This window comes from Phenylobacterium aquaticum (assembly GCF_022695515.1).
GTDB lineage: Bacteria > Pseudomonadota > Alphaproteobacteria > Caulobacterales > Caulobacteraceae > Phenylobacterium > Phenylobacterium aquaticum.
The window spans coordinates 1-18,595 of the sequence record NZ_JALDPT010000042.1 but is presented as its reverse complement, the minus strand read 5'-3'; the positions used below and the strand labels follow the sequence as shown (position 1 = coordinate 18,595).

The window sequence follows — 18,595 nt, the reverse complement described above, 5'->3', positions numbered from 1 at the left end:
GGAACGCATCTTGCTGCTGGCGCTGCGCGGTCGCGACGCCCAGGTCATAGCCCAGCTTCTGACCCGGCAGGGCCATGAGTGCGAGGTCTGCGACAGCCCCGACGGCTTGGCCCAGGCCCTGGCGGTGGGCGGGGGCACGGCCCTGATCACCGAGGAGTCCCTGGGCGACGCCAACCGCTCGGGCCTTTCGGCCTGGATCGCGCGGCAGCCGGCCTGGTCGGACTTTCCGTTCATCCTGCTGGCCACCAAGCGGTCGGGACGGCGGGGGCCGGAGGCGCTGCGCACCCTGGCGGCCCTGGGCAATGTGGTGGTGCTGGAGCGGCCGATCCACGGCGAGACCCTGTCGAGTGCCGTCAGCTCGGCCCTGCGGGTGCGGCGGCGGCAGTATGAGGCGCGGCGGCGGCTGGATGAGCTGCAGGCCGCCGAGGAGGCCATGCGCAATCTGAACGCCACCCTGGAGAGCCGTATCCTGGCCCGGACCGCGGAGCTGTCGGAGGCCAACAACCATCTGATGCAGGAGATCGCCGAGCGCGAACGGGCGCAGGCGGCCCTGGTGCAGTCGCAGAAGATGGAGGCGGTCGGCCGGCTGACGGGCGGGATCGCCCACGACTTCAACAACCTGCTGACCGTGATCCTGGGCAATCTGGACATGATCCAGCGGCGGACGGAGGAGGAGCGGCTGCTGCGCCAGGCGCGGCTGGCGGCGGAGGCGGCGGAGCGGGCGGCGAAGCTCACCCACCAGCTGCTCGCCTTCTCGCGGACCCAGCGGCTGAGGCTGCGGCCGGTGGACCTGAACGCCCTGATCCTGGGAATGAACGACCTGATGATCCGCACCATCGGGCCGCAGGTGCGCATCGAGACGCGGCTGTCGCCCGAGGATCCGTGGGCCATGGCCGACGAGAACCAGCTGGAGCTGGCGATCCTGAACCTGGCGATCAACGCCCGCGACGCCATGCCCGACGGCGGGGTCCTGACCCTGGAGACCGCGCGCCTGAGCGCGGCAGACGCCGAGCTGGCGGCCGGTGACTATGGCGTGATCCGGGTGGCCGACACCGGGACCGGCGTGCCGCGCCACCTGATCTCGAAGATCTTCGACCCGTTCTTCACCACCAAGCCGATCGGCAAGGGCACGGGGCTGGGTCTGAGCCAGGTGTTCGGCATCGCCCGCCAGTCGGGCGGCACGGTGACGATCGACACCGAGGAGGGGGCGGGCGCCCAGTTCTCCATCTGGCTGCCCTTGGCCGTCCCAGCGCCGGTCGGGGCGGGGCACGCGGTCGAGGCGCCGCTGTCCTCCCAGGGCCAGGGCCGCATCCTGGTGATCGACGACGACACCGCCGTGCGCCAGTTCATCGTCGAGTGCCTGGAGATGCTGGGCTACCAGGTCAGCCAGGCCTCGGACGGCGAGGCGGGCCTCGCCAGCCTGGGCGACGATCCCCCGGACCTGTTGATCGTCGACTACGCCATGCCCGGCATGAACGGGGTCGAGGTGATCCAGAAGGTCCGCCTTAAGGCGCCCCGGCTGCCGATCATCCTGGCCACCGGCTATGCCGACATGGACGCGGTGGACAAGGTGGTCGACCAGGGCGGACTGCTGCGCAAGCCGTTCCGCATCAACGCCCTGCAGACTGCGGTGCGCGAGGCGCTGCAGCCCCCCGTGGACGCGGACTGAGCGGCCTAACCGACCGGCCGCGAGCGGGCGGGCAGGAAGCGGGGATTGCGCACCAGGGCGGCGCTGATCACGGCGATGACCACGCCCACCGGGAAGATCTCGGCGAAGGTCATGGGCAGGCGGTAGACCGGATTGGCGTACTGGACGCGCATGGTCTCCATCTGGGCGGCGAACCGGGCATAGGCCTCGCCGGTGACGCCGGCGGCGCGCTTGGCGGCCAGGGCCTGGGTCACATAGATCTCCATGAAGCTGTAGTGGGTCAGCGCCAGATAGACCTCCCACACCGCCACATAGGCGAGGCCCGCGACGACGGCGATGGCGAGCCCCATGCCCAGGGCCGGCAGGAAGCCGATCACCCCGCCCAGCGCCTGGTCGCGATAGCGCTTCACGCCGACGAGGATCGCCGAAAGCGCGACCAGCATGATCAGATAGCCCAGCCAGACATCGGAATGGGGCGGGCCGCCGTGGGAGGCGAGGATGGTCCCGATGATGCCGAGGATGACGATCAGGCCGGAGATCAGGCCATAGGTGAGGATGTAGCGGGGCATGCCGTGGCTCCCTGAACGAGCTGGATGAGGATGCCGCAAGCCTGGCCGTGGCGCGAGCCTGGGGCCATCGCCCGAAAGGGTGATTTCGACGATTTGGCCCCTCTACGGGATCAGGTGGAGGTCGCGGGCCTTGGCGAGCGCCTGGGTGCGGCGGGCGACCTCGAGCTTGGCGAACAGATTGGCGATGTGGGTCTTGATGGTGTTGGGCGAGAGGCCGAGCGCCTGGGCGATCTCCTTGTTGGAGCGGCCGGCGGCGAGGTGCTCGAGCACCTTCATCTCCTGGCCGGTGACGCCGAGCGCGGCCTGAGCGGCGGTATTGCGCGCGAAAGGAGCGGGGGCCGCGCGGGCCGCGAGACGCCAGCCGACCCAGACGCCGCCGGCCGCGAAGGCCGCGCCGATCAGGCCGATATAGACGCGCCAGGGGAAGGCGCGGGCCAAGTACTGGAACTCCATCCAGCGCAGGGCGAAGGCCCCGGCGGCGAGGATCAGCGCCCAAATCAGGATGGTCGGCAGGACCGTGCGGGTCATGACCCATGGTGCGGGAAGCTGGGCGGGCGTCAACCGCCCTGGGCGCGATCAGCCCGCGGTCACAGGCGTCCTGAGCGCCGGGAACCAGGTGCGCAGGGGGTGCAGGTACTGGCCGATGACGCCAGGGGCGACGTCGTCGTCAATGCCGGTGGGCGCCAGGCACGGGCCCGGCGCGTAGCAGGTGCCGAAGATCCGGTCGTAGAGCGAGAAGATGGTGGCGAAGTTCACGCCCGCGCCGCGCTGCTCCAGGGCGTGGTGCCAGCGGTGCATGGCCGGCGAGATGAACACTTTCTCCAGCGGCCCGAGCGTCCAGGGCACATCGGCGTGGATCAGGTGGCCCCAGTAGTGGCGAACCGAGACCGCCAGGATCACCGCCCAGTCGGGCAGGCCCAGCAGCACCATGCCCATCAGGTCGATGAGGGTGCCGATGCGGTCGAAAGGATGCATCCGCACCAGGCTGAACCAGCTGAGCTTGGTGTCGGAATGGTGGATGGCGTGGGACGGCCAGAGCAGGGCGGTGTGATAGAGCCGGTGGTTGCAGTAGCCCAGGAAGTCGCAGATCGCGATGGCGGCGATCCCCGTGCCGATCGGCCCCACGCGCGTCCAGATCACCTCGCCGGCATAGACCGCACCGGGGGCATGCATCAGGGCGTAGACCGTGGCGGTGGCCAGCGTCAGCGCCGGGGCGACGGTCAGGGTGTCGAGCACATAGAGCGCGATATTGTTGCGGGTTTCCGAGGCGGCGGCGCGGGCGTCGGACACGGCGCGCGCGCCCTTGACCAGCAGGGACAGGAGGAAGAACCCGACGGCCAGGGCGCCCATTTCAAGGGCCGGCTGCAGATAGGCCGTCAGGGCGGGGTTCAAGGTCATAGGGGCTCGCGTCGGCTCGGAAGTCTGGGCGAAAGCCTAGCCGCCAGACTCTACGCAAGTCTTAAGCGGCGCCCGAAGCCTTAGGCTTAACCGCTTGATAACCTTGAAGGGAAAGGGGTGGACGCGGGATGCTGAAACGGGGCGGGCGATGACGGACCAGACGAGCACGGAGGGCGGCTCATCCCGGCTTCTGATGTGGGGGGCGGGGGCGCTGGGGCTGGCGGCCCTGGTGCTCGGCGCCGCGCGGTGGGTCTTCGCGATGCACGAGCCCCTGTGGTTCGACGAGGCTTTCACCCTGTCGATCGTCTCGCGGCCGGATGCGGCCAGCTTCTGGCGGCAGGTCTATCTGGATTCCAACGGCCCGGCCTTCTACCTGATCGAGCGGTTATGGAGCGGGATCGCCGGGCGCTCGGACCTGGCCCTGCGGATCCCGACCCTGCTGGCCGTCTGGGCGGCCGGGGCCCTGCCGCTGCTGGTTCCGTTGAACGGGTTGTCGCGAACGGCGCGGACGACCTGGGGCGCGATGATCTTCGCCTGGTGGGGTGTGGGCTTCTTCCTCGACGCCCGCTGCTACGGCCTGTTGCTGGCGGTCGCGACCGGCCAGGGCCTGGCCTATGGGCGGGTGATGGCGGCCCCCAGCCTGCGCCGGGCGCTGATGTGGATGACGCTGGGGGCGCTCGGCGTCCTGCTCCACTATTACATGCTGTTCCTGGTCCTGACCCAGGGGCTGATCTATCTGGGCCGGCACAGGATGGCGGCGGTCAGGACCTGGCCGGCCGTGCTGGTCTTTGCGCCGGTGGCGACCTGGATCCTTCGCCATGCGCCCAGGCTGGCCGACTATTCGCGGCTGGCGTCAGTCTGGCATCCGCCGGTGGACGCGCGCAGCGCCCTGGACATGGCGGGCTTCGTGATCGGACCGGGCCAGCCCCTGATGCTGGAGATCGTGGCTGTGGTCCTGATCGGCGGGCGGCTGATCGGTAAGCGTTGGCCCGCCGCGGCGCCCGAGGCGGAGGACACGACGCCCGAGCCGGCGCTGACCCTGACCGCCGCGGCGCGCGGCCGCCTTCGCCCTGATGCTGGGCTTTGGGGTGTTCGGCTCGGGCCTGTCGCCCCGCTACATGATCCCGCTGGCGCCCTCGCTGCTCTTGGGCGTGGTGCTGATCGCCCGCGCAGGGCCGCGGGCCCGCCTGACCTATCTGGCCCTGGCGGTGGTCTATCTGGGCGCCCAGGTCCGGCCCGCCCTGGACGCCCTGTCAGGGCCCCGGCGGCTGCCGCGCTACGAGTTCGAGACCGGCTCGGCGTTCCTGGCCGCGCACGGGGTGCGCAATGTGGTGTTCGTCTGGGACCATGAGCTGGCCCCGATCATGGATGCGGCGACCCTCAGCCAGGTCGGCGGCGCCTTCTTCGACCGCGCCCGGCGGCCGGTCTCGATCCGACCCCTGGTGGTTCCGCCCGACCAGGACGCCAACCGGCTGATCCTGGACGCCGCGCAAGGCGATCGGCCGGGCCTCATCTGGATGTTCAACCGCAACGGCCACACCTCGGCCCACCGGTTCCCGCCGGCGATCAGCAAGCTCGACCCGCGCTGGGTCTGCGACGCGCAGGGGGATGGGACGGCCGGGGCTCTGGCCTGTTATCGGCGGCCATAAGGGCTCAGCCGATCTCCAGCACCGTCTTGCCGAGACCCGTTCCGGTGAGGGCGTATTCCAGAGCCTGGCCGGCGTCGGCGAGGGGGAAGGTGCGGCCGACCGGCGGGCTGAGGCGTCCTTTGCCCACCCAGGCCAGGAGCTCGGTGAGTTCGGCGGCGGCCTTGGCCGGTTCGAAGATCGGGAACTGGCGGACATCGACCCCGACCAGGGCCGCGCCCTTCATGATCGAGAGGTTGGAGGGCAGGGCGGGGATGCCCTTGCCGCCGGCGAAGCCGACGACCAGGTGGCGGCCGCCCCAGGCGAGCGAGCGGAAGCCGGCCTCGAACAGGGGGCCGCAGACGGGATCGAAGATCACGTCGACGCCCTTGCCGTCAGTGAGCGCCTTGAGCCGGTCGCGCCAGCCCTCCGGCTCGACATCGATGGTCGCCTGGGCGCCCAGGCCTTGCGCGAAGGCGCGCTTTTCCTCGGAGGAGCCGGCGGCGATGACCTGGGCGCCGAGCGCCAGGCCGACCTGGACGGCGGCCGCGCCGACCCCGCCCGCGGCGCCGAACACCAGGAGGCGCTCGCCGGGCTGGAGCGCCGCGCGGTCGCGCAGGCCGTGCAGGGCGGTGAGGTAATTGACCCGGAAGCCGGCGGCCTGGGCGAAGCTCATGGCGTCGGGAATGCGCAGGGCCGCCGCGGCGGGGCCGACCGCCAGTTCGGCGAAGCCGCCGGTGCGGACGGCCGCCATCACCCGGTCGCCGACCGCGAGACCGGTGACGCCCGGACCCAGGGCCTCGACGGTTCCGCCGACCTCATTGCCCGGCACGTGCGGGACCGGCGGCTTGACCTGATAGCGGCCGAGCGAGACCAGGGCGTCGACATAACCGACCCCGCAGGCGGCGACCTTCACCCGGATCTCGCCGGGGCCGGGTTCGGGCGGGGGAAGGTCGACGGCGCGATAGCTGTCGATCGACTCCAGCGTTTCGGCTTGAAAGGCCTGCATGGGGTCAGGCCGCCGGGCGCAGCTTGAAGCCCATATAGCCGTTGGCGGCGACCGCGTCGCAGAGGGTGCGATAGGCGCCGACCCCGCCGATATAGGGCATGAACACCCTGGGCTTGCCGGGGACGTTGGCGCCCAGATACCAGCTGTTGGCGTAGGGGTAGAGGGTCTTGGAGGCCGCCTCGTTGACGTGCTCGACCCAGGCGGTCTGGCTCTCCGGCGAGGCCTCGATGGTGGCCAGGCCATACTGGCCCATGAAGGCCAGGAGGTCGTGCAGCCAGTCCACATGCTGCTCGATCGAGACGATCATGTTGGACAAGACCGAGGGGCTGCCCGGGCCGGTGATGGTGAAAAAGTTGGGGAAGCCCGCGACCATGATGCCGAGATAGGACTTGGGCCCTTCGGCCCAGGCCTGATTCAGGGTCTGGCCGCCGCGGCCCTGGATGTCGATCTTGGAGAGCGCCCCGGTCATGGCGTCGAAGCCGATGGCGAAGACGATGGCGTCAACCTCGAACTCCGCCCCGGTGGTCTTCACGCCGGTGGGAGTGATGGTGTCGAGCGGCGTTTCCTTCAGGTCGATCAGCTGGACGTTGTCGCGGTTGAAGACCTCGTAATAGCCGGTGTCGACGCACAGGCGCTTGGTGCCGAAGGGATAGTCCTTGGGTGTCAGCTTCTCGGCGACCTTGGGATCCTTGACGATCTCGCGGATCTTCTCGGCGGCGAACTCGGCGATCATGGCGTTGGCGGCCGGGTCGACGGCGAGGTCGGCGAAGGACGCGCCGACGGCGAAACCGCCCTGGGCCCAGCGCTCCTCGAACACCTTGCGGCGCTCATTGTCGCCGACCTGGGTGGCCATCTCCTCGCGGGGATTGGAGAACAGGAAGCCCGCCGTGGACATCTTCTGAAGCTGGCGGTTCTCGTCTCGGTTGGCGAGCCAAGCCTGGGCCACCGCCGTGTCGATCGGGGCGTTGTGGGCGGGCACGCTGTAGTTGGGCGTGCGCTGGAAGACGTAGACCTGGGAGGCCTGCTTGGCGATCTGGGGGATCGACTGGATGGCCGAGGAGCCGGTGCCGATCACCGCCACCCGCTTGCCGGTGAAGTCCACGCCCTCATGCGGCCAGCGGCCGGTGTGATAGGTCGGGCCCTTGAAGGTCTCCTGGCCCTTGAAATTAGGCTCGTTGGGGACCGAAAGGCAGCCGGTGGCGGCGATGCAGAACTTGGCGTCGATGGTCTCGCCGGCCTCGGTGCGGACGGTCCAGCGGCCCGCGGCCTCGTCGAAATGGGCGGAGGCGATGCGGGTGTCGAACTGGATGTCGGGGCGCAGGTCGAAGCGGTCGGCGACGTGGTTCAGGTAGCGCAGGATCTCGGGCTGGGCGGCGTAGCGCTCGCTCCACTTCCACTCGCGCTCCAGCTCCTCGGAGAAGGAGTAGGAATATTCCTGGCTCTCGATGTCGACCCGCGCGCCCGGATAGCGGTTCCAGAACCAGGTGCCGCCGACATCCGATCCGGCCTCATAGACCCGGGCTTTCAGCCCCAGGCCGCGCAGACGGTGCAGCATGTACATGCCGGAGATGCCCGCGCCGATGATCACGGCGTCGAGGCTGGTGGTTTCGCCCTTTGCAGCAACTGCGGTCATCGTCGTTCCCCAATGTGATGGCGTCTCTTGTTGGGGCCATAGTAGGAGCGGCGACCTAGGGGACGCATAGCGATTTTTTGGGGGTCGCATCGTCGTAATTTTGCGGCCCAAAATGCCTGCGAAAAGGCGGGCCCAAGCCAGGGATCCGCCGCTCTAGGGGAACCGATATGGCGCAAGTCCTGCTGACGGATATCGGCGGCGTATTCTACCGGGGCTGGCCCACCGATGACTTCTGGCCGCGCTGGTCGGCGCGCACCGGGCTTGACCGGCCTGAGCTCGAGGCCTGGCTGTCTACGGGAGGAGAGGCCGACCTTGCGCGGCTGGGACGCATCAGCGCCGCAGACTATTACCGCCGCGCCGCCGAGCGTTGGGGCACGACCAGCGAGACCTTCAGGGCGATGCTGGAGGAGGCCTATATGAGCGACTTCAATGTGCGCTTCGCGGGCTTCGTGAGGGACTTGACGGGGCGGGGCGTCACCGTCTGGGCCCTGACCAACAGTCTGGCGCCTGAGGCGGAGTGGATGAGCCGTCCCGGCTTCGAAGGGATGTTCCGCGGCGTGATCTCATCGTGTGATCTTGGGGTCGCCAAACCCGATCCGGAAATCTTTCGCTTAGCCCTAGACCGGGTGGGCGCGCACGCCGGCGAGATTGTCTATGTCGACGATATTGCGAAGTACGCCGAGGCCGCTCGTGAGACGGGCATGAGGGCCATCCACTTTCAGACCACTGAACAGGCGATGGACGACATCACCGCCTTCTTCGACTGACGGCGCCCGCTTGACGCCAGGGCGCCATTTCACGGCAGGCGATTTGGGGCCAGCATGGCCGGCAAAACCTCGAGGGAGGACCCGCCATGACCATCGCGCCCGCCGACTTCACCTGCACGCTCTATTCGGTCGCCGACCACATCGCGACCATCACCCTGAACCGGCCGGAGCGGCGCAATGCGCTGAACCCGCGCGCCTATGCCGAGATCGAGGGCGCGTTCAAGGCGGCGAGCGCCGATCCGGACGTGCGCTGCGTGGTGGTGACCGGGGCCGATCCGGCCTTCTGCTCCGGCGAGGACGTCAAGGAGATGATGACCGGGGAGGGCGGGGCGCAGACGCGCGGGGCGGCCCAGGTTCCTGTGAAGTACGCCCCGACCCCGGCGGCGATGGCGGCGCTGGAGTGCGAGAAGCCGGTGATCGCGGCGGTCAACGGATCGGCCGTCGGCTGGGGCATGGAGCTGGCGCTCTATGCCGACATCCGCATCGCCTCGACCAACGCCAAGTTCGCCGAGCTGTTCATCCGCCGCGGCCTGATCTGCGACGTGGGCGGCCTCTTGCGGCTGCCGGCCATTGTCGGGCCGGCCAAGGCCGCCGAGCTGCTGTTCACCGGCGACGTCATTGACGCGGCCGAGGCCGGGCGGATCGGCCTGGTCAGCGAGGTTGTTGCGCATGAGGAGCTGATGGTCCGGGCCCTGGGACTGGCGCGCCGCATCGCGTCGAATTCGCCGCTGGCCCTGCGCTACATGAAGCAGGGTCTGGCCAGGACGGCCTATGGCGACCCGCGCGAGGTGGGAAGCTGGGCGATCGAGGTGATCTATCGCCTGTTCCAGACCGAGGATCACCGCGAGGGGGTCCGGAGTTTCCTGGAGAAGCGCGAGCCGGTTTTTGTCGGCCGCTGACCTCGGATACTACACCCAATCTGAGTTGAGCTATGAACTCGCGGGCCAAAGGACCCAAATCGGGGCGTTCAATACCTGACTGTGGCGGAGTGACGCAGGGGCCTGGTAGGTATTCTTTCAATTTGCCGGCCGCAATCTGGAGCACACTGATCAGAGACCTGTAGATGCTGCGGGCGGGGGGCTGTGTGTTCGAAGAGACCGAGGCGAGCCGCAGGGTTCTGGAATGGCGCACCCGCGGGGTGGGGGGGCGGATCGCCCAAGGCGTGCTGCTGGGCGCCCTGGCCGCCTGTCTGATCCCCGTCTGGATCGCCGTGGTCTGGGTGATCGCCTCGAACCTGGTGCTGATCGCCGACGCGCGTTTCGCCCGGCGGCTGGCCGCCGACCCGACCAATCACCGCATGGCCCTGCGCTCGGCCCTGTCGCGCACCGTGTCGGGGGGGCTGTACGGGACGGGGATCTGGCTGTTCCTGCTGGACCGCTCGACGATCGGGCTGAGCGCGGCGATCTTCGTCGGCTGCGCCATCGCCCTGAACAATGCCGTGATGACCCGTGGCGTCCGCGGCTATGCGCTGACCCTGGTGGGTCCGGCGACCCTGATGCTGACCCTGGCGCCGATCGTGGCGCTGCTGCTGGGCCATGCCCTGACCTGGAAGGGCGCGGTGTTCCTCAGCTTCGGCGGCGCGGCCTATGGGGTGTTCATCGCCCGGCTGGCGGCGATGATGGGGGCGGAGAGCCAGACCCTGCGCCGGGCCATGGTCGACCTGCAGCGGGAGCGCGACGTCGCCGCCGACGCCCAGCGGGCGGCCAACGCCGAGCGCGGCCGGTGGCGCAACCTGTTCGACGACAGCCCGATGCCGCAGCTGTGCTTCGACGCCTCGCCCCTGTACGAGCGCCTGACCGGCGGCGTCGAGGCCGACGGCGACGACATGGAGCTCCTGTCCCAGCGGCTGACCTCCGATCCGGACGCCCTGCACGTGATCCGGCTGACCGACGCCAATGGCGCGGCCCGCGAGCTGATCGGCGCCCAGGACCTGAGCTATGGCTCCATGGCCGAGTTGTTCGACGACTCCATGCTGACCGGTCTGGCGCTGAGCCTGAGGGATGTCTCGGCCGAAGGGACCCTGCCGCCGTTCCCGACCACCCTGACCCGATCCGACGGCGAGGCGGCCGAGGTGATGGTGCACGTGCGCGCCATGTCCGCCGGGGCGCGGCCCTGGTCGATGTGCATGGTGACCTTTGTCGACATCACCGCCTTCCAGTCGGTGGTCCGCGATCAGGCCGAGGCCATGCTGGCCGCCCAGGCCGCCAGCGTCGCCAAGAGCGAATTCCTGGCGATCATGAGCCACGAGATCCGCACCCCGATGAACGGGGTGCTGGGCATGGCCCAGGCCATGACCCGCGAGCCGCTGTCGCCGGTGCAGCGCGACCGGCTGGACGTGATCCGCCAGTCGGGCGAGGCCCTGCTGGCCATCCTTAACGACGTGCTCGACCTGTCGAAGATCGAGGCGGGCAAGCTGGAGCTGGAGACCGCGCCCTTCGACCTGGAGGCGGTGGCGCAAGGGGCGCACGCGACCTTCACCTCGACGGCCAATTCCAAGCGCCTGTCCTTCAACCTGCAGATCGCGCCCGAGGCCCGCGGGGCCTATCTGGGCGACTCCGCCCGGGTGCGGCAGGTGCTCTACAACCTGATCTCCAACGCCGTGAAGTTCACCGCCGAGGGCGGGGTGCGGGTGTCGATCCTCGCCGCCGATCCGGGCATTCGCATCGAAGTGTCCGACACCGGTGTCGGCATTCCCGCCGACCGGCTGGACAAGCTGTTCGCCAAGTTCGTCCAGGCCGATTCCTCGACCACGCGCCAGTTCGGCGGCACGGGCCTGGGCCTGGCGATCAGCCGCGAGCTGGCCGAGGCCATGGGCGGGACGATCTCGGTCGAGAGCCGCGAGGGGGAGGGCAGCCGCTTCACGGTGGTGCTGCCCCTGCCGCGCGCCGACGGCGATCTGTGCCTGCTGCCGGACGGCGCGGGCGAGGAGGAGGCCGCCGAGCTGGGCGGCGAGTTCCGGATCCTGGCGGCCGAGGACAATCCGATCAACCAGCTGGTGCTCAAGACCCTGCTGGCCCAGTTCGGCCTGACCCCCCAGGTGGTCGACAACGGCCAGCAGGCGGTCGCCGTCTGGGAGGCCGAGCCCTGGGACCTGATCCTGATGGACGTGCAGATGCCCGTGCTGGACGGGCCCTCGGCGGCGCGGGCGATCCGCATCCGCGAAGCCGAGAGCGGCCGGCCGCGCACCCCGATCATCGCGCTCACCGCCAACGCCATGACCCACCAGGTCGACAGCTATCTGGCGGCGGGCATGGACGGCTTCGTCGCCAAGCCGATCGAGATCCGCGACCTGATGGAGGCGATCAATTCCGCCCTGGTCGCCCGGGCGGAAAGCGACGCGGCCTAGCTTTCGCCGCCGAGCAGGCCGCCCAGTATGCCGCCGACAATCCCCGCCCCGGCCAGGGCGCCGACCGTGCCGCCGCCGCCGCCGCGCGGCCCCTCGGCCGCCGGAAGGTATTCGGCGATCGCCTCGGCGAGGTTGAGGATCGGCATGGACTGCAGCCAGATCTGACCTGGTCCGGTCAGGCTGGCCAGGAACAGCCCCTCGCCGCCGAACAGGATGTTGCGGAAGCCCGGCACCATCTGGATGTCGAAGCTGACGGTCGGCTCATGGACGCCGACATGGCCGGCATGGACCAGCAGACGTTCGCCCGGCGCCAGCGTCTTGTGGACCACCTCGCCCGACAGATCGAGCCAGACGACCCCGGGGCCGGTCACCTTCTGCAGGATGAAACCCGCCCCGCCGAAGAAGCCCGCGCCGATGCGCTGCTGCCAGGCGAGCTCCAGGGACACCGACTTCTCGGCGCAGAGGAAGGACTCGCGCCGGCAGATCAGGCTTTCGCCGGGCGCCAGCTGGCGGGCGATGATCGAGCCGGGGAAGCGCGGGGCGAAGGCGACATGGGCGTTGCCGCGCTCGCCGGTGAAGTCGGTGACGAAGAAGCTGCCGCCGGTCAGAGAGCGCTTCAAGCCCGCGAACAGGCCGCCGCCTGTGTTGGTGTGCATGTTCACGCTGTCGCTCATCCAGGCCATGGCGTGGGTCTGGCTGTAGACCGTCTCGCCGGGCGCCAGGTCGATGCTGACCGTCTGCATGACCGTTCCGGTGATCTCGTAGCGCATGGGCGACTCCTCGAAGGGCGTGAGATGGCGCGACAATAGGCGTCGCGGGCCCAGGGCGGAAGTTGGCGCGCGCCGTCACGGGACGGCCTTGATTGTCGTGATAAGGCCGCCGACCGGCCAGTCCGGCCGAGGCAGCGCGGAGCGGCGATCTTGAAGACGATGGTGGTGTTGGCGGCGGCGGCTCTCGCCCTGGCCGGATGTCAGAAGCCCAAGCCGGCGACGGACCTGAACAGCGAGCTTGAGGCCCAGATCCTGGCCTGGCGGACCGGCATCGTGAAGACCGACAAGGCCTGCGCCGCCAAGGCCGACGCCTGTACCGGCTTCGACGTCGGCTGCAAGGGCGCCCAGGCGATCGGCCCGGCCGAGGCCGCCAAGGGCGTGACCGCCAAGGTGGTGGTGGCGATGAGCTGGAACGCCTTCGATCCCAAGGACGGCGACGCCGATCCGGTGTCGCGCACGCGGCGGTTTGTGAAGGCGGGCGGGGTGTGGACGGGCGAGGACGTGGCGCCGGTGAACCTGTCGACCTGCAGCTAGGCGTGGCGGGCGCCGCAAGGCTTTGAACCACGAACCTCACGAACCTCACGAACGGATTGGGGGGGCTGGCTAGGCTGGTGGTGACGGCGCCGGCCTAAGAGCTGACCACGAAAAACACGAAAAGCACGAACGGGCGGCTGAGGCGCTCGGGGTGAGGAATTGGCGCGCTTGCGCGCGGTGGAATGACTTGCGGCCTTGAAGCTGCGGTTCGTGTGGTTCGTGTGGTTCGTGGACCAACTTATTTCTGAAGACCCGCCGCTCAGACGGCGGGGCCGGCCCATTTGCGGCCCCAGGCCTGGGCGGGGCGTTCCAGGGCGATGTGCAGCAGGGCGGCGGCGGCCAGGGTGGCGATGACCAGGACGGCCAGGGCAGCGGCGGCGGTCGCGGGGGCCGGGTGGCTGGAGATCCCCCAATGGCTGAGCGCCATGAGCGGCATCGAATGGATCAGATAGAGCGGGAAGGAGATGCGCCCGAGCGCGTGGACCGGCTTCGACGCCAGCAGCGCATCGACCGGGCCGCGCTGGAAGGCCAGGGCGAAGACCAGCAGGGCGAATCCTGGGGGCGCGGTCCAGGCGAGGTCGGGCCGCACGCCGCCGGCGGCGATCAGGACGAGGGCCGCGAGGCTGAGCGGCGTCGCGGCGCGGGCGGCCCAGGTGGGCGCGCGGGCGAAGGCCTTGGCCAGGGCCGCGCCGGCGGTGAGGCCGCAGCCCATGCGGATGAGCGCGCTGCGCAGATCATAGAAATTGTCGGCGGTCTGGTGCGCAGCGACCTGGAAGGTGAGCAGCAGGGCCAGGCTGAGCGCGGCGACGGCGACCGGCGCCCAGAAGCCTTTGGCGCGCATCAGGACCCAGGCCAAGACCGGGAAGGCGGCATAGCCGACCAGCTCGGCGGAGAGCGACCAGACCGGCTCGTTCCAGTCGCCCTTGCCCGGCAGGCCCCAGCGGGTGGCCAGCAGGGCGGTCCTGAGGAAGGCGGGGCCCGAGAGATTGCCGGGCGCCTGCGCCCGGAACCAGGCGGCAAAGGCCGGGTCGGCGGCGACCAGCAGGGCGACCAGTACCAGCGCCGCGAGGCTGAGCGGATAGACCCGCGCGATCCTGAGCTTGAAGAACCGCATCAGCCGCGCGCGGGAGAGGCGGGCGAGGTCGGCTCCATGGGCGTGCATCAGGACGAAGCCGGACAGGGCGAAGAACAGGTCCACCCCCGCCCAGCCGAACCGCGACATGGGGATCAGGGTGAGACCCGGCAGGCCCAGGCCGAAGCCGGCGTTGGTCACGTGGTAGAGATAGACCCAAAGGGCGGCGACGCCGCGAACGCCGGTGAGGCTGCGCATGGTCACGCCGCCGACGGCCTGAGCGTCTCGAAATAGTAGCGCCGGAACTCGCGGGTGGCGCGGTCGGTGGCGACAGAGTGTTCTTGCGCGAGCGGCGGGACCTCGGAGGGCTGGGAGCTCTCGACCACGGCGCGGTCCTCGTCGGCGATGCGGGCGTTCATGCGCGCGAAAAACGGTTCAAGCAGGCCCAGCTTGGCGAAGTCGCGGGAGGCCACGACCATCAGCCGGGTGGTGGCCTGGTCCACCGGGATCACCAGGGCGTGGATGCGCAGGTGGCGGCCGGGGATCGGGATGTGCAGGGCCATGATGTTGGGGCGGTGGAATTCGAGGTGCGCCCCCTTGTCGTCGCCGTCGAGAATGGCCCGGCTGCGGCCGCCGAAGGCCGTGTCCTCCCAGGTGATCTCCATGGTGGATGTGGGCGTCATGCGCCGGCGCACCGGCTTGCCGATGGTGGCGCGGTGGACGAAGGGCAGGTGCGGGCTGTCGAGCATGTTCTCCATGGCCCGCGTCCAGTGGCAGGCCCAGGTGCGCGCGATCAGGGTGCGGCGCAGGCCGGGCGCGATCAGGCCTTCCGGCGGCTGGGGCTCGACCGGCGCGGTGGCTCCCGGCGCGGTGTAGACCCAGATCAGGTCGCCCAGTTCGCGGACCGGGATCGGCGTGGCGCCCAGGGTCTCGCGGCGCGCCTGGGGATTGAAGGGCACGTGCCGGTTCGCGCCCGTGCGGTCGAAGCGCCAGCCGTGGAAGGGGCATTCGAGGCAGCCGTCCGGGGCCACATGGCCGAGGGACAGGGCGACGCCCCGGTGCGGGCAACGGTCGATGAGGGCGCCGACCTGACCCCGGGCGTCGCGGAACAGCACCACCCGCTCGCCGGCCAGGGTGAGGCCGAGCGGCGTGCGGCCGAGGCTGCGGGCGGTGACCAGCGGGGTCCAGACATGGGCGAAACCGTCGAACATGCGAGCGACTATGGCCGAGGTCGGGCGCCGTCCCAAGGCCGAGTGCATGTGAGTTCACATCACAAGATTTGGGGCGAGATGTCGTTTGTCACGTCCCGGGGCGGCGCCCATCCTCGCGCGACATCTGGGAGGACGAGATGAGCGAGGACGCGGTCTGGCGGGACGAACGCCTGAAGCAGAGGGTCACCTTCGATCAGGTGGCCAAGACCTATGACACGGCGCGGCCGGCCTATCCGGACGCGGTCTATGCGGACGTGGCGGCGTTCGCAGGCCTGAAGGCGGGCGAGCGGATCCTGGAGGTGGGCTGCGGCTCAGGCCAGGCGACGGCGGGGTTCGCCCGGCTGGGACTGCCGCTGCTGGCGCTGGATCCAGGTGGCGAGCTGCTGGCGATCGCGAGGCGCAATCTGGCGGAGGCCGGGCACGTGGGGTTCGTCGAGACCACCTTCGAGGCCTGGCCGCCGGAGCCCGGGGCGTTCCGGCTGGTCGCCTCGGCCCAGGCGATCCACTGGGTGGCGCCCGAGATCCGCTTCGCCAAGGCCGCCGCGGCCCTGTCGCCCGGCGGGACCCTGGCGGTGTTCGGCAATGTGCCCAAGGCCGTGCCGGAGGCGGTGCGAAGCGCGATCTTCGGGGTCTATCTGGCGGTCGCGCCGGAGCTGCTCGGGAATACCGCGCCGGAGACCTGGTACCTGCCGAGCGGGCCTGTGGCCGGGCTGATCGCCGAGACGCCGGCCTTCGGGCCGGTCGAGCACCGGGCCTACGCCTGGTCGATCCCGCAGACGGCGCAGAGCTATCGGGCGCTGATGAGCACCAAGTCCTACCACCAGGCCCTGCCGGAGCCGAAGCGCACGGCGCTGCTGGACGGGATCGAGGCGGCGATCGCCAAGGTCAGCGACGGGTTCGAGTTCGACTACGAGACGCACCTGTACCTGGCGAAGGCGGGGTGAGGTCGGGCGCTGCGGAGAAGGATTTCGTCCACGAACCACACGAACCACACGAACGGGTGGTTGAGGGGCTCGTGTTGGAATGAGGCGCGCTTGCGCGCGGTCGGGTGATCCGCGGTCTCGCAGCTGAGGTTCGTGTGGTTCGTGTGGTTCGTGGTCAATTCTAGCTGAGGGCGCGGCGGGCCGGCCCCTCACCCAACCGTCGAGAGCGAGCCGGACCGCTTGGTCCGGCTATGCGTGGCGCCAATGGTTTGGCGACACGCCGCTCTCGACCCCCACTATGTGGGGAGAGGGCTTAGGCGGCTAGGCTTCGCCGCGGTCGGCGCGGGCCTTGGCCATGGCCTTCACCAGGCCGAACGAGCCCAGGAAGTAGTGGAAGGCGGCCCAGAGGTAGAAGCAGAGCGAGACGATCACGCCCTCGCGGGTGGCGTGGACCAGGGCGCCCTTGCAGTGCCCGGCCAGCTCGGCGGGCGAGCCCTTGGGGGCGATGCCGCCGGGGCAGGCTTCCGCGAAACGTTCGCCGGCCTTGGTCGCGCCGCCGATCATCTGCTGCAGGCTGGCGACGATGCCGTTCTCGCCCGGATGGGTGAAGTTGAACTGGGCGAAGTGGTCGATCAGCCAGCCGGTGAAGGGCGGGCCGCCGCCGAGCGCGATCAGGTTCAGGAAGAAGAACAGCAGCGCGGTGGCCGTGGCGCGGCGGCGGGTCTCCACCATGTTCTGCACCACGCCGAAGGTCGGGCCGAGATAGGTGTAGTGGAAGATGCCGGGGATCAGCAGGATCATGGCCGCGGTCTGCCAGGAGGGCTGCAGATAGGCGGCGATGTAGATCGGGGTGGCGATGGTCAGACCGATGGCGGGGGTGAGCGCGTACCAGCGGGCCGAGCGCTTGGACATGCGGTCGGTGATGACCCCGCCCAGGATGGTGCCGATGCCCGAGGAAAAGCCGCCGACCAGGCCGGTGATCAGGCCGACCTCGGCATAGTTCAGGCCGAAGGTGCGGGTGAAATAGGGCGGCACGAACTGGCCCGAGCCATAGGAGCCGAAGGAGGCGATGGTGACGCCCAGCACCATGTTGGCCACCGGCCACTTGAGGAAGAGGGTCTTGGCGACCGAGCCCAGCTCCTTGAGTTCGCCCCAGATCGAGAAGGCCGGCACGACGGGGGTGACGTCCTCCGGCGAGACCGGATGCTCCTGGATGTCGGAATGGCCGCGCTTGGGCTCCTTGATGATCAGCTTGATCAGGATGGCGACGATCACGCCGGGCAGGCCCACCAGCATGAAGGCGATGCGCCAGGAGAAGTTCTGGGCCAGCCATCCGCCGACCACTGCGCCGATCATGGTGCCGGCCGGAATGCCGAAGGAATAGATCGACAGCGCCGTGGCCCGCTTCTTGGGCTCGTAATAGTCGCTGATCAGGGAGTGGGCCGGCGGGGACAGGCCCGCCTCGCCAAAGCCGACGCCGAAGCGATAGGCGGCCAGGGCCGCGAAATTGCCGGCGGTGCCGCAGAGCGCGGTGAAGCCAGACCAGATCACGATGGCGGCGGCGATGATGTTGACGCGGCTGAAGCGCTCGGCGATGCGCGCGATCGGAATGCCGAGCAGGGTGTAGAGCAGGGCGAAATAGAGCCCGCCCAGCAGGCCCAGCTGGGTGTCGGTGATCTTCAGGTCGACCTTGATGGCCTGACCTATGGTGGAGATGATCGTCCGGTCGATGAAGTTGAGGGTGTAGGCCGTGACCAGCAGGGCCAGAACCGTTCCTCGATAGAGATTGGAATAGACCGTCTTTCCGGTCTCCGCCGAATCCGCCGCCCCGCTTGCCGCCATGAACTCACGCCCCCCAGACACACTTTGTTTGGACCGACCATAGGCGGTCGCGGCGGTCCAGGGGAAGGGGGGACGCGCGTCGGCCCTGGCCGGGAGGGCTGTTCGCGCGTTAGGGTCGAAGCCGCCCTTGAAGGAGCCTCCATGGTCCCCGCCCGCCTGTCCGTCCCCGCCGCCGCCCTGGCGATCCTGATGCTGAGCGCCTGCGATCGGGCCGCGCCGCCCGCGCCGGCCGTCCCCCGCGGCTCCGG

At 69.6% G+C, this 18,595-nt stretch carries 17 protein-coding genes; 8 read left to right on the top strand and 9 right to left on the bottom strand.

Annotated elements, in window-relative coordinates; translation table 11 throughout:
* Window positions 1-10 precede the first annotated feature (10 nt).
* A complete protein-coding gene (locus MQH10_RS22665; RefSeq protein ID WP_242566256.1) occupies window positions 11-1,669 on the top strand; it encodes a response regulator in 1,659 nt (552 codons plus the stop codon).
* A 5-nt stretch (window positions 1,670-1,674) separates the two neighbouring features.
* On the opposite strand, the gene MQH10_RS22660 is transcribed toward MQH10_RS22665, so the two are convergent.
* The 3 genes from MQH10_RS22660 to MQH10_RS22650 all read right to left on the bottom strand — a co-directional run bounded on the left by MQH10_RS22660 (window position 1,675) and on the right by MQH10_RS22650 (window position 3,615).
* Entirely contained in the window at window positions 1,675-2,217 is a 543-nt protein-coding gene (locus MQH10_RS22660; protein WP_242566255.1) for a DUF4199 domain-containing protein, read from the bottom strand.
* A gap of 102 nt (window positions 2,218-2,319) precedes the next feature.
* A complete protein-coding gene (locus tag MQH10_RS22655; RefSeq protein WP_242566254.1) occupies window positions 2,320-2,745 on the bottom strand; it encodes a helix-turn-helix transcriptional regulator in 426 nt (141 codons plus the stop codon).
* Between the two features lie 48 nt (window positions 2,746-2,793).
* The gene (locus tag MQH10_RS22650) at window positions 2,794-3,615 is read right to left on the bottom strand and encodes a sterol desaturase family protein (protein WP_242566253.1); all 822 of its coding nucleotides are present in this window, start codon (window positions 3,613-3,615) and stop codon (window positions 2,794-2,796) included.
* 148 nt (window positions 3,616-3,763) lie between these two features.
* On the opposite strand from MQH10_RS22650, the gene MQH10_RS22645 reads away from it, so the two are divergent.
* The gene (locus MQH10_RS22645) at window positions 3,764-4,966 is read left to right on the top strand and encodes a hypothetical protein (RefSeq protein ID WP_242566252.1); all 1,203 of its coding nucleotides are present in this window, start codon (window positions 3,764-3,766) and stop codon (window positions 4,964-4,966) included.
* Window positions 4,935-5,264: a hypothetical protein gene (locus tag MQH10_RS22640; RefSeq protein WP_242566251.1), complete on the top strand. Its 330-nt coding sequence runs from the start codon at window positions 4,935-4,937 to the stop codon at window positions 5,262-5,264. Before MQH10_RS22645 ends, MQH10_RS22640 begins: the two co-directional genes overlap by 32 nt.
* A gap of 4 nt (window positions 5,265-5,268) precedes the next feature.
* Here the strand turns inward: MQH10_RS22640 and MQH10_RS22635 are convergent, their stop codons facing one another.
* Window positions 5,269-6,249, bottom strand: a complete 981-nt coding sequence (locus tag MQH10_RS22635; protein WP_242566250.1) for an NADPH:quinone oxidoreductase family protein — start codon at window positions 6,247-6,249, stop codon at window positions 5,269-5,271.
* Between the two features lie 4 nt (window positions 6,250-6,253).
* Window positions 6,254-7,882, bottom strand: a complete 1,629-nt coding sequence (locus MQH10_RS22630) for a flavin-containing monooxygenase (RefSeq protein WP_242566249.1) — start codon at window positions 7,880-7,882, stop codon at window positions 6,254-6,256.
* Window positions 7,883-8,049: 167 nt separating this feature from the next.
* Between MQH10_RS22630 and MQH10_RS22625 the strand changes: the two genes are divergently transcribed.
* The 3 genes from MQH10_RS22625 (at window position 8,050) to MQH10_RS22615 (ending at window position 11,995) form a co-directional block, all read left to right on the top strand.
* The gene (locus tag MQH10_RS22625) at window positions 8,050-8,649 is read left to right on the top strand and encodes an HAD family hydrolase (RefSeq protein ID WP_242566248.1); all 600 of its coding nucleotides are present in this window, start codon (window positions 8,050-8,052) and stop codon (window positions 8,647-8,649) included.
* 86 nt (window positions 8,650-8,735) lie between these two features.
* Complete coding sequence (locus tag MQH10_RS22620; RefSeq protein WP_242566247.1) at window positions 8,736-9,548, top strand: enoyl-CoA hydratase/isomerase family protein; 813 nt, start codon at window positions 8,736-8,738, stop codon at window positions 9,546-9,548.
* Window positions 9,549-9,712: 164 nt separating this feature from the next.
* On the top strand, window positions 9,713-11,995 hold the full coding sequence (locus MQH10_RS22615; RefSeq protein ID WP_242566246.1) for an ATP-binding protein: 2,283 nt from the start codon (window positions 9,713-9,715) through the stop codon (window positions 11,993-11,995).
* Here MQH10_RS22615 and MQH10_RS22610 read toward each other — a convergent pair.
* On the bottom strand, window positions 11,992-12,765 hold the full coding sequence (locus MQH10_RS22610; protein ID WP_242566245.1) for a TIGR00266 family protein: 774 nt from the start codon (window positions 12,763-12,765) through the stop codon (window positions 11,992-11,994). The genes MQH10_RS22615 and MQH10_RS22610 overlap by 4 nt on opposite strands.
* Before the next feature lie 150 nt (window positions 12,766-12,915).
* On the opposite strand from MQH10_RS22610, the gene MQH10_RS22605 reads away from it, so the two are divergent.
* Window positions 12,916-13,299, top strand: coding sequence for a hypothetical protein (locus MQH10_RS22605; RefSeq protein WP_242566244.1), 384 nt, complete (start codon window positions 12,916-12,918; stop codon window positions 13,297-13,299).
* 259 nt (window positions 13,300-13,558) lie between these two features.
* Here MQH10_RS22605 and MQH10_RS22600 read toward each other — a convergent pair whose 3' ends face one another.
* Window positions 13,559-14,629 carry an acyltransferase family protein gene (locus MQH10_RS22600; RefSeq protein WP_242566243.1) on the bottom strand — a complete coding sequence of 357 codons (1,071 nt, stop codon included), beginning with the start codon at window positions 14,627-14,629 and terminating at the stop codon, window positions 13,559-13,561.
* Window positions 14,630-14,631: 2 nt separating this feature from the next.
* A complete protein-coding gene (locus MQH10_RS22595; RefSeq protein WP_242566242.1) occupies window positions 14,632-15,582 on the bottom strand; it encodes an aromatic ring-hydroxylating oxygenase subunit alpha in 951 nt (316 codons plus the stop codon).
* Window positions 15,583-15,719: 137 nt separating this feature from the next.
* On the opposite strand from MQH10_RS22595, the gene MQH10_RS22590 reads away from it, so the two are divergent.
* Complete coding sequence (locus MQH10_RS22590; RefSeq protein ID WP_242566241.1) at window positions 15,720-16,526, top strand: class I SAM-dependent methyltransferase; 807 nt, start codon at window positions 15,720-15,722, stop codon at window positions 16,524-16,526.
* Window positions 16,527-16,826: 300 nt separating this feature from the next.
* Here the strand turns inward: MQH10_RS22590 and MQH10_RS22585 are convergent, their stop codons facing one another.
* Entirely contained in the window at window positions 16,827-18,347 is a 1,521-nt protein-coding gene (locus MQH10_RS22585) for a spinster family MFS transporter (RefSeq protein WP_242566240.1), read from the bottom strand.
* Window positions 18,348-18,595: the final 248 nt, after the last annotated feature.

What these genes read in the sequence shown, in the direction of transcription:
- MQH10_RS22645 (WP_242566252.1), top strand. Translation starts at nt 3,764, where the DNA reads ATGACGGACCAGACGAGCACGGAGGGCGGCTCATCCCGGCTTCTGATG.
- MQH10_RS22595 (WP_242566242.1), bottom strand. Translation starts at nt 15,582, where the DNA reads ATGTTCGACGGTTTCGCCCATGTCTGGACCCCGCTGGTCACCGCCCGC.
- MQH10_RS22600 (WP_242566243.1), bottom strand. Translation starts at nt 14,629, where the DNA reads ATGCGCAGCCTCACCGGCGTTCGCGGCGTCGCCGCCCTTTGGGTCTAT.
- MQH10_RS22630 (WP_242566249.1), bottom strand. Translation starts at nt 7,882, where the DNA reads ATGACCGCAGTTGCTGCAAAGGGCGAAACCACCAGCCTCGACGCCGTG.
- MQH10_RS22650 (WP_242566253.1), bottom strand. Translation starts at nt 3,615, where the DNA reads ATGACCTTGAACCCCGCCCTGACGGCCTATCTGCAGCCGGCCCTTGAA.
- MQH10_RS22585 (WP_242566240.1), bottom strand. Translation starts at nt 18,347, where the DNA reads ATGGCGGCAAGCGGGGCGGCGGATTCGGCGGAGACCGGAAAGACGGTC.
- MQH10_RS22635 (WP_242566250.1), bottom strand. Translation starts at nt 6,249, where the DNA reads ATGCAGGCCTTTCAAGCCGAAACGCTGGAGTCGATCGACAGCTATCGC.
- MQH10_RS22660 (WP_242566255.1), bottom strand. Translation starts at nt 2,217, where the DNA reads ATGCCCCGCTACATCCTCACCTATGGCCTGATCTCCGGCCTGATCGTC.
- MQH10_RS22625 (WP_242566248.1), top strand. Translation starts at nt 8,050, where the DNA reads ATGGCGCAAGTCCTGCTGACGGATATCGGCGGCGTATTCTACCGGGGC.
- MQH10_RS22615 (WP_242566246.1), top strand. Translation starts at nt 9,713, where the DNA reads ATGCTGCGGGCGGGGGGCTGTGTGTTCGAAGAGACCGAGGCGAGCCGC.
- MQH10_RS22620 (WP_242566247.1), top strand. Translation starts at nt 8,736, where the DNA reads ATGACCATCGCGCCCGCCGACTTCACCTGCACGCTCTATTCGGTCGCC.
- MQH10_RS22610 (WP_242566245.1), bottom strand. Translation starts at nt 12,765, where the DNA reads ATGCGCTACGAGATCACCGGAACGGTCATGCAGACGGTCAGCATCGAC.
- MQH10_RS22655 (WP_242566254.1), bottom strand. Translation starts at nt 2,745, where the DNA reads ATGACCCGCACGGTCCTGCCGACCATCCTGATTTGGGCGCTGATCCTC.
- MQH10_RS22590 (WP_242566241.1), top strand. Translation starts at nt 15,720, where the DNA reads ATGAGCGAGGACGCGGTCTGGCGGGACGAACGCCTGAAGCAGAGGGTC.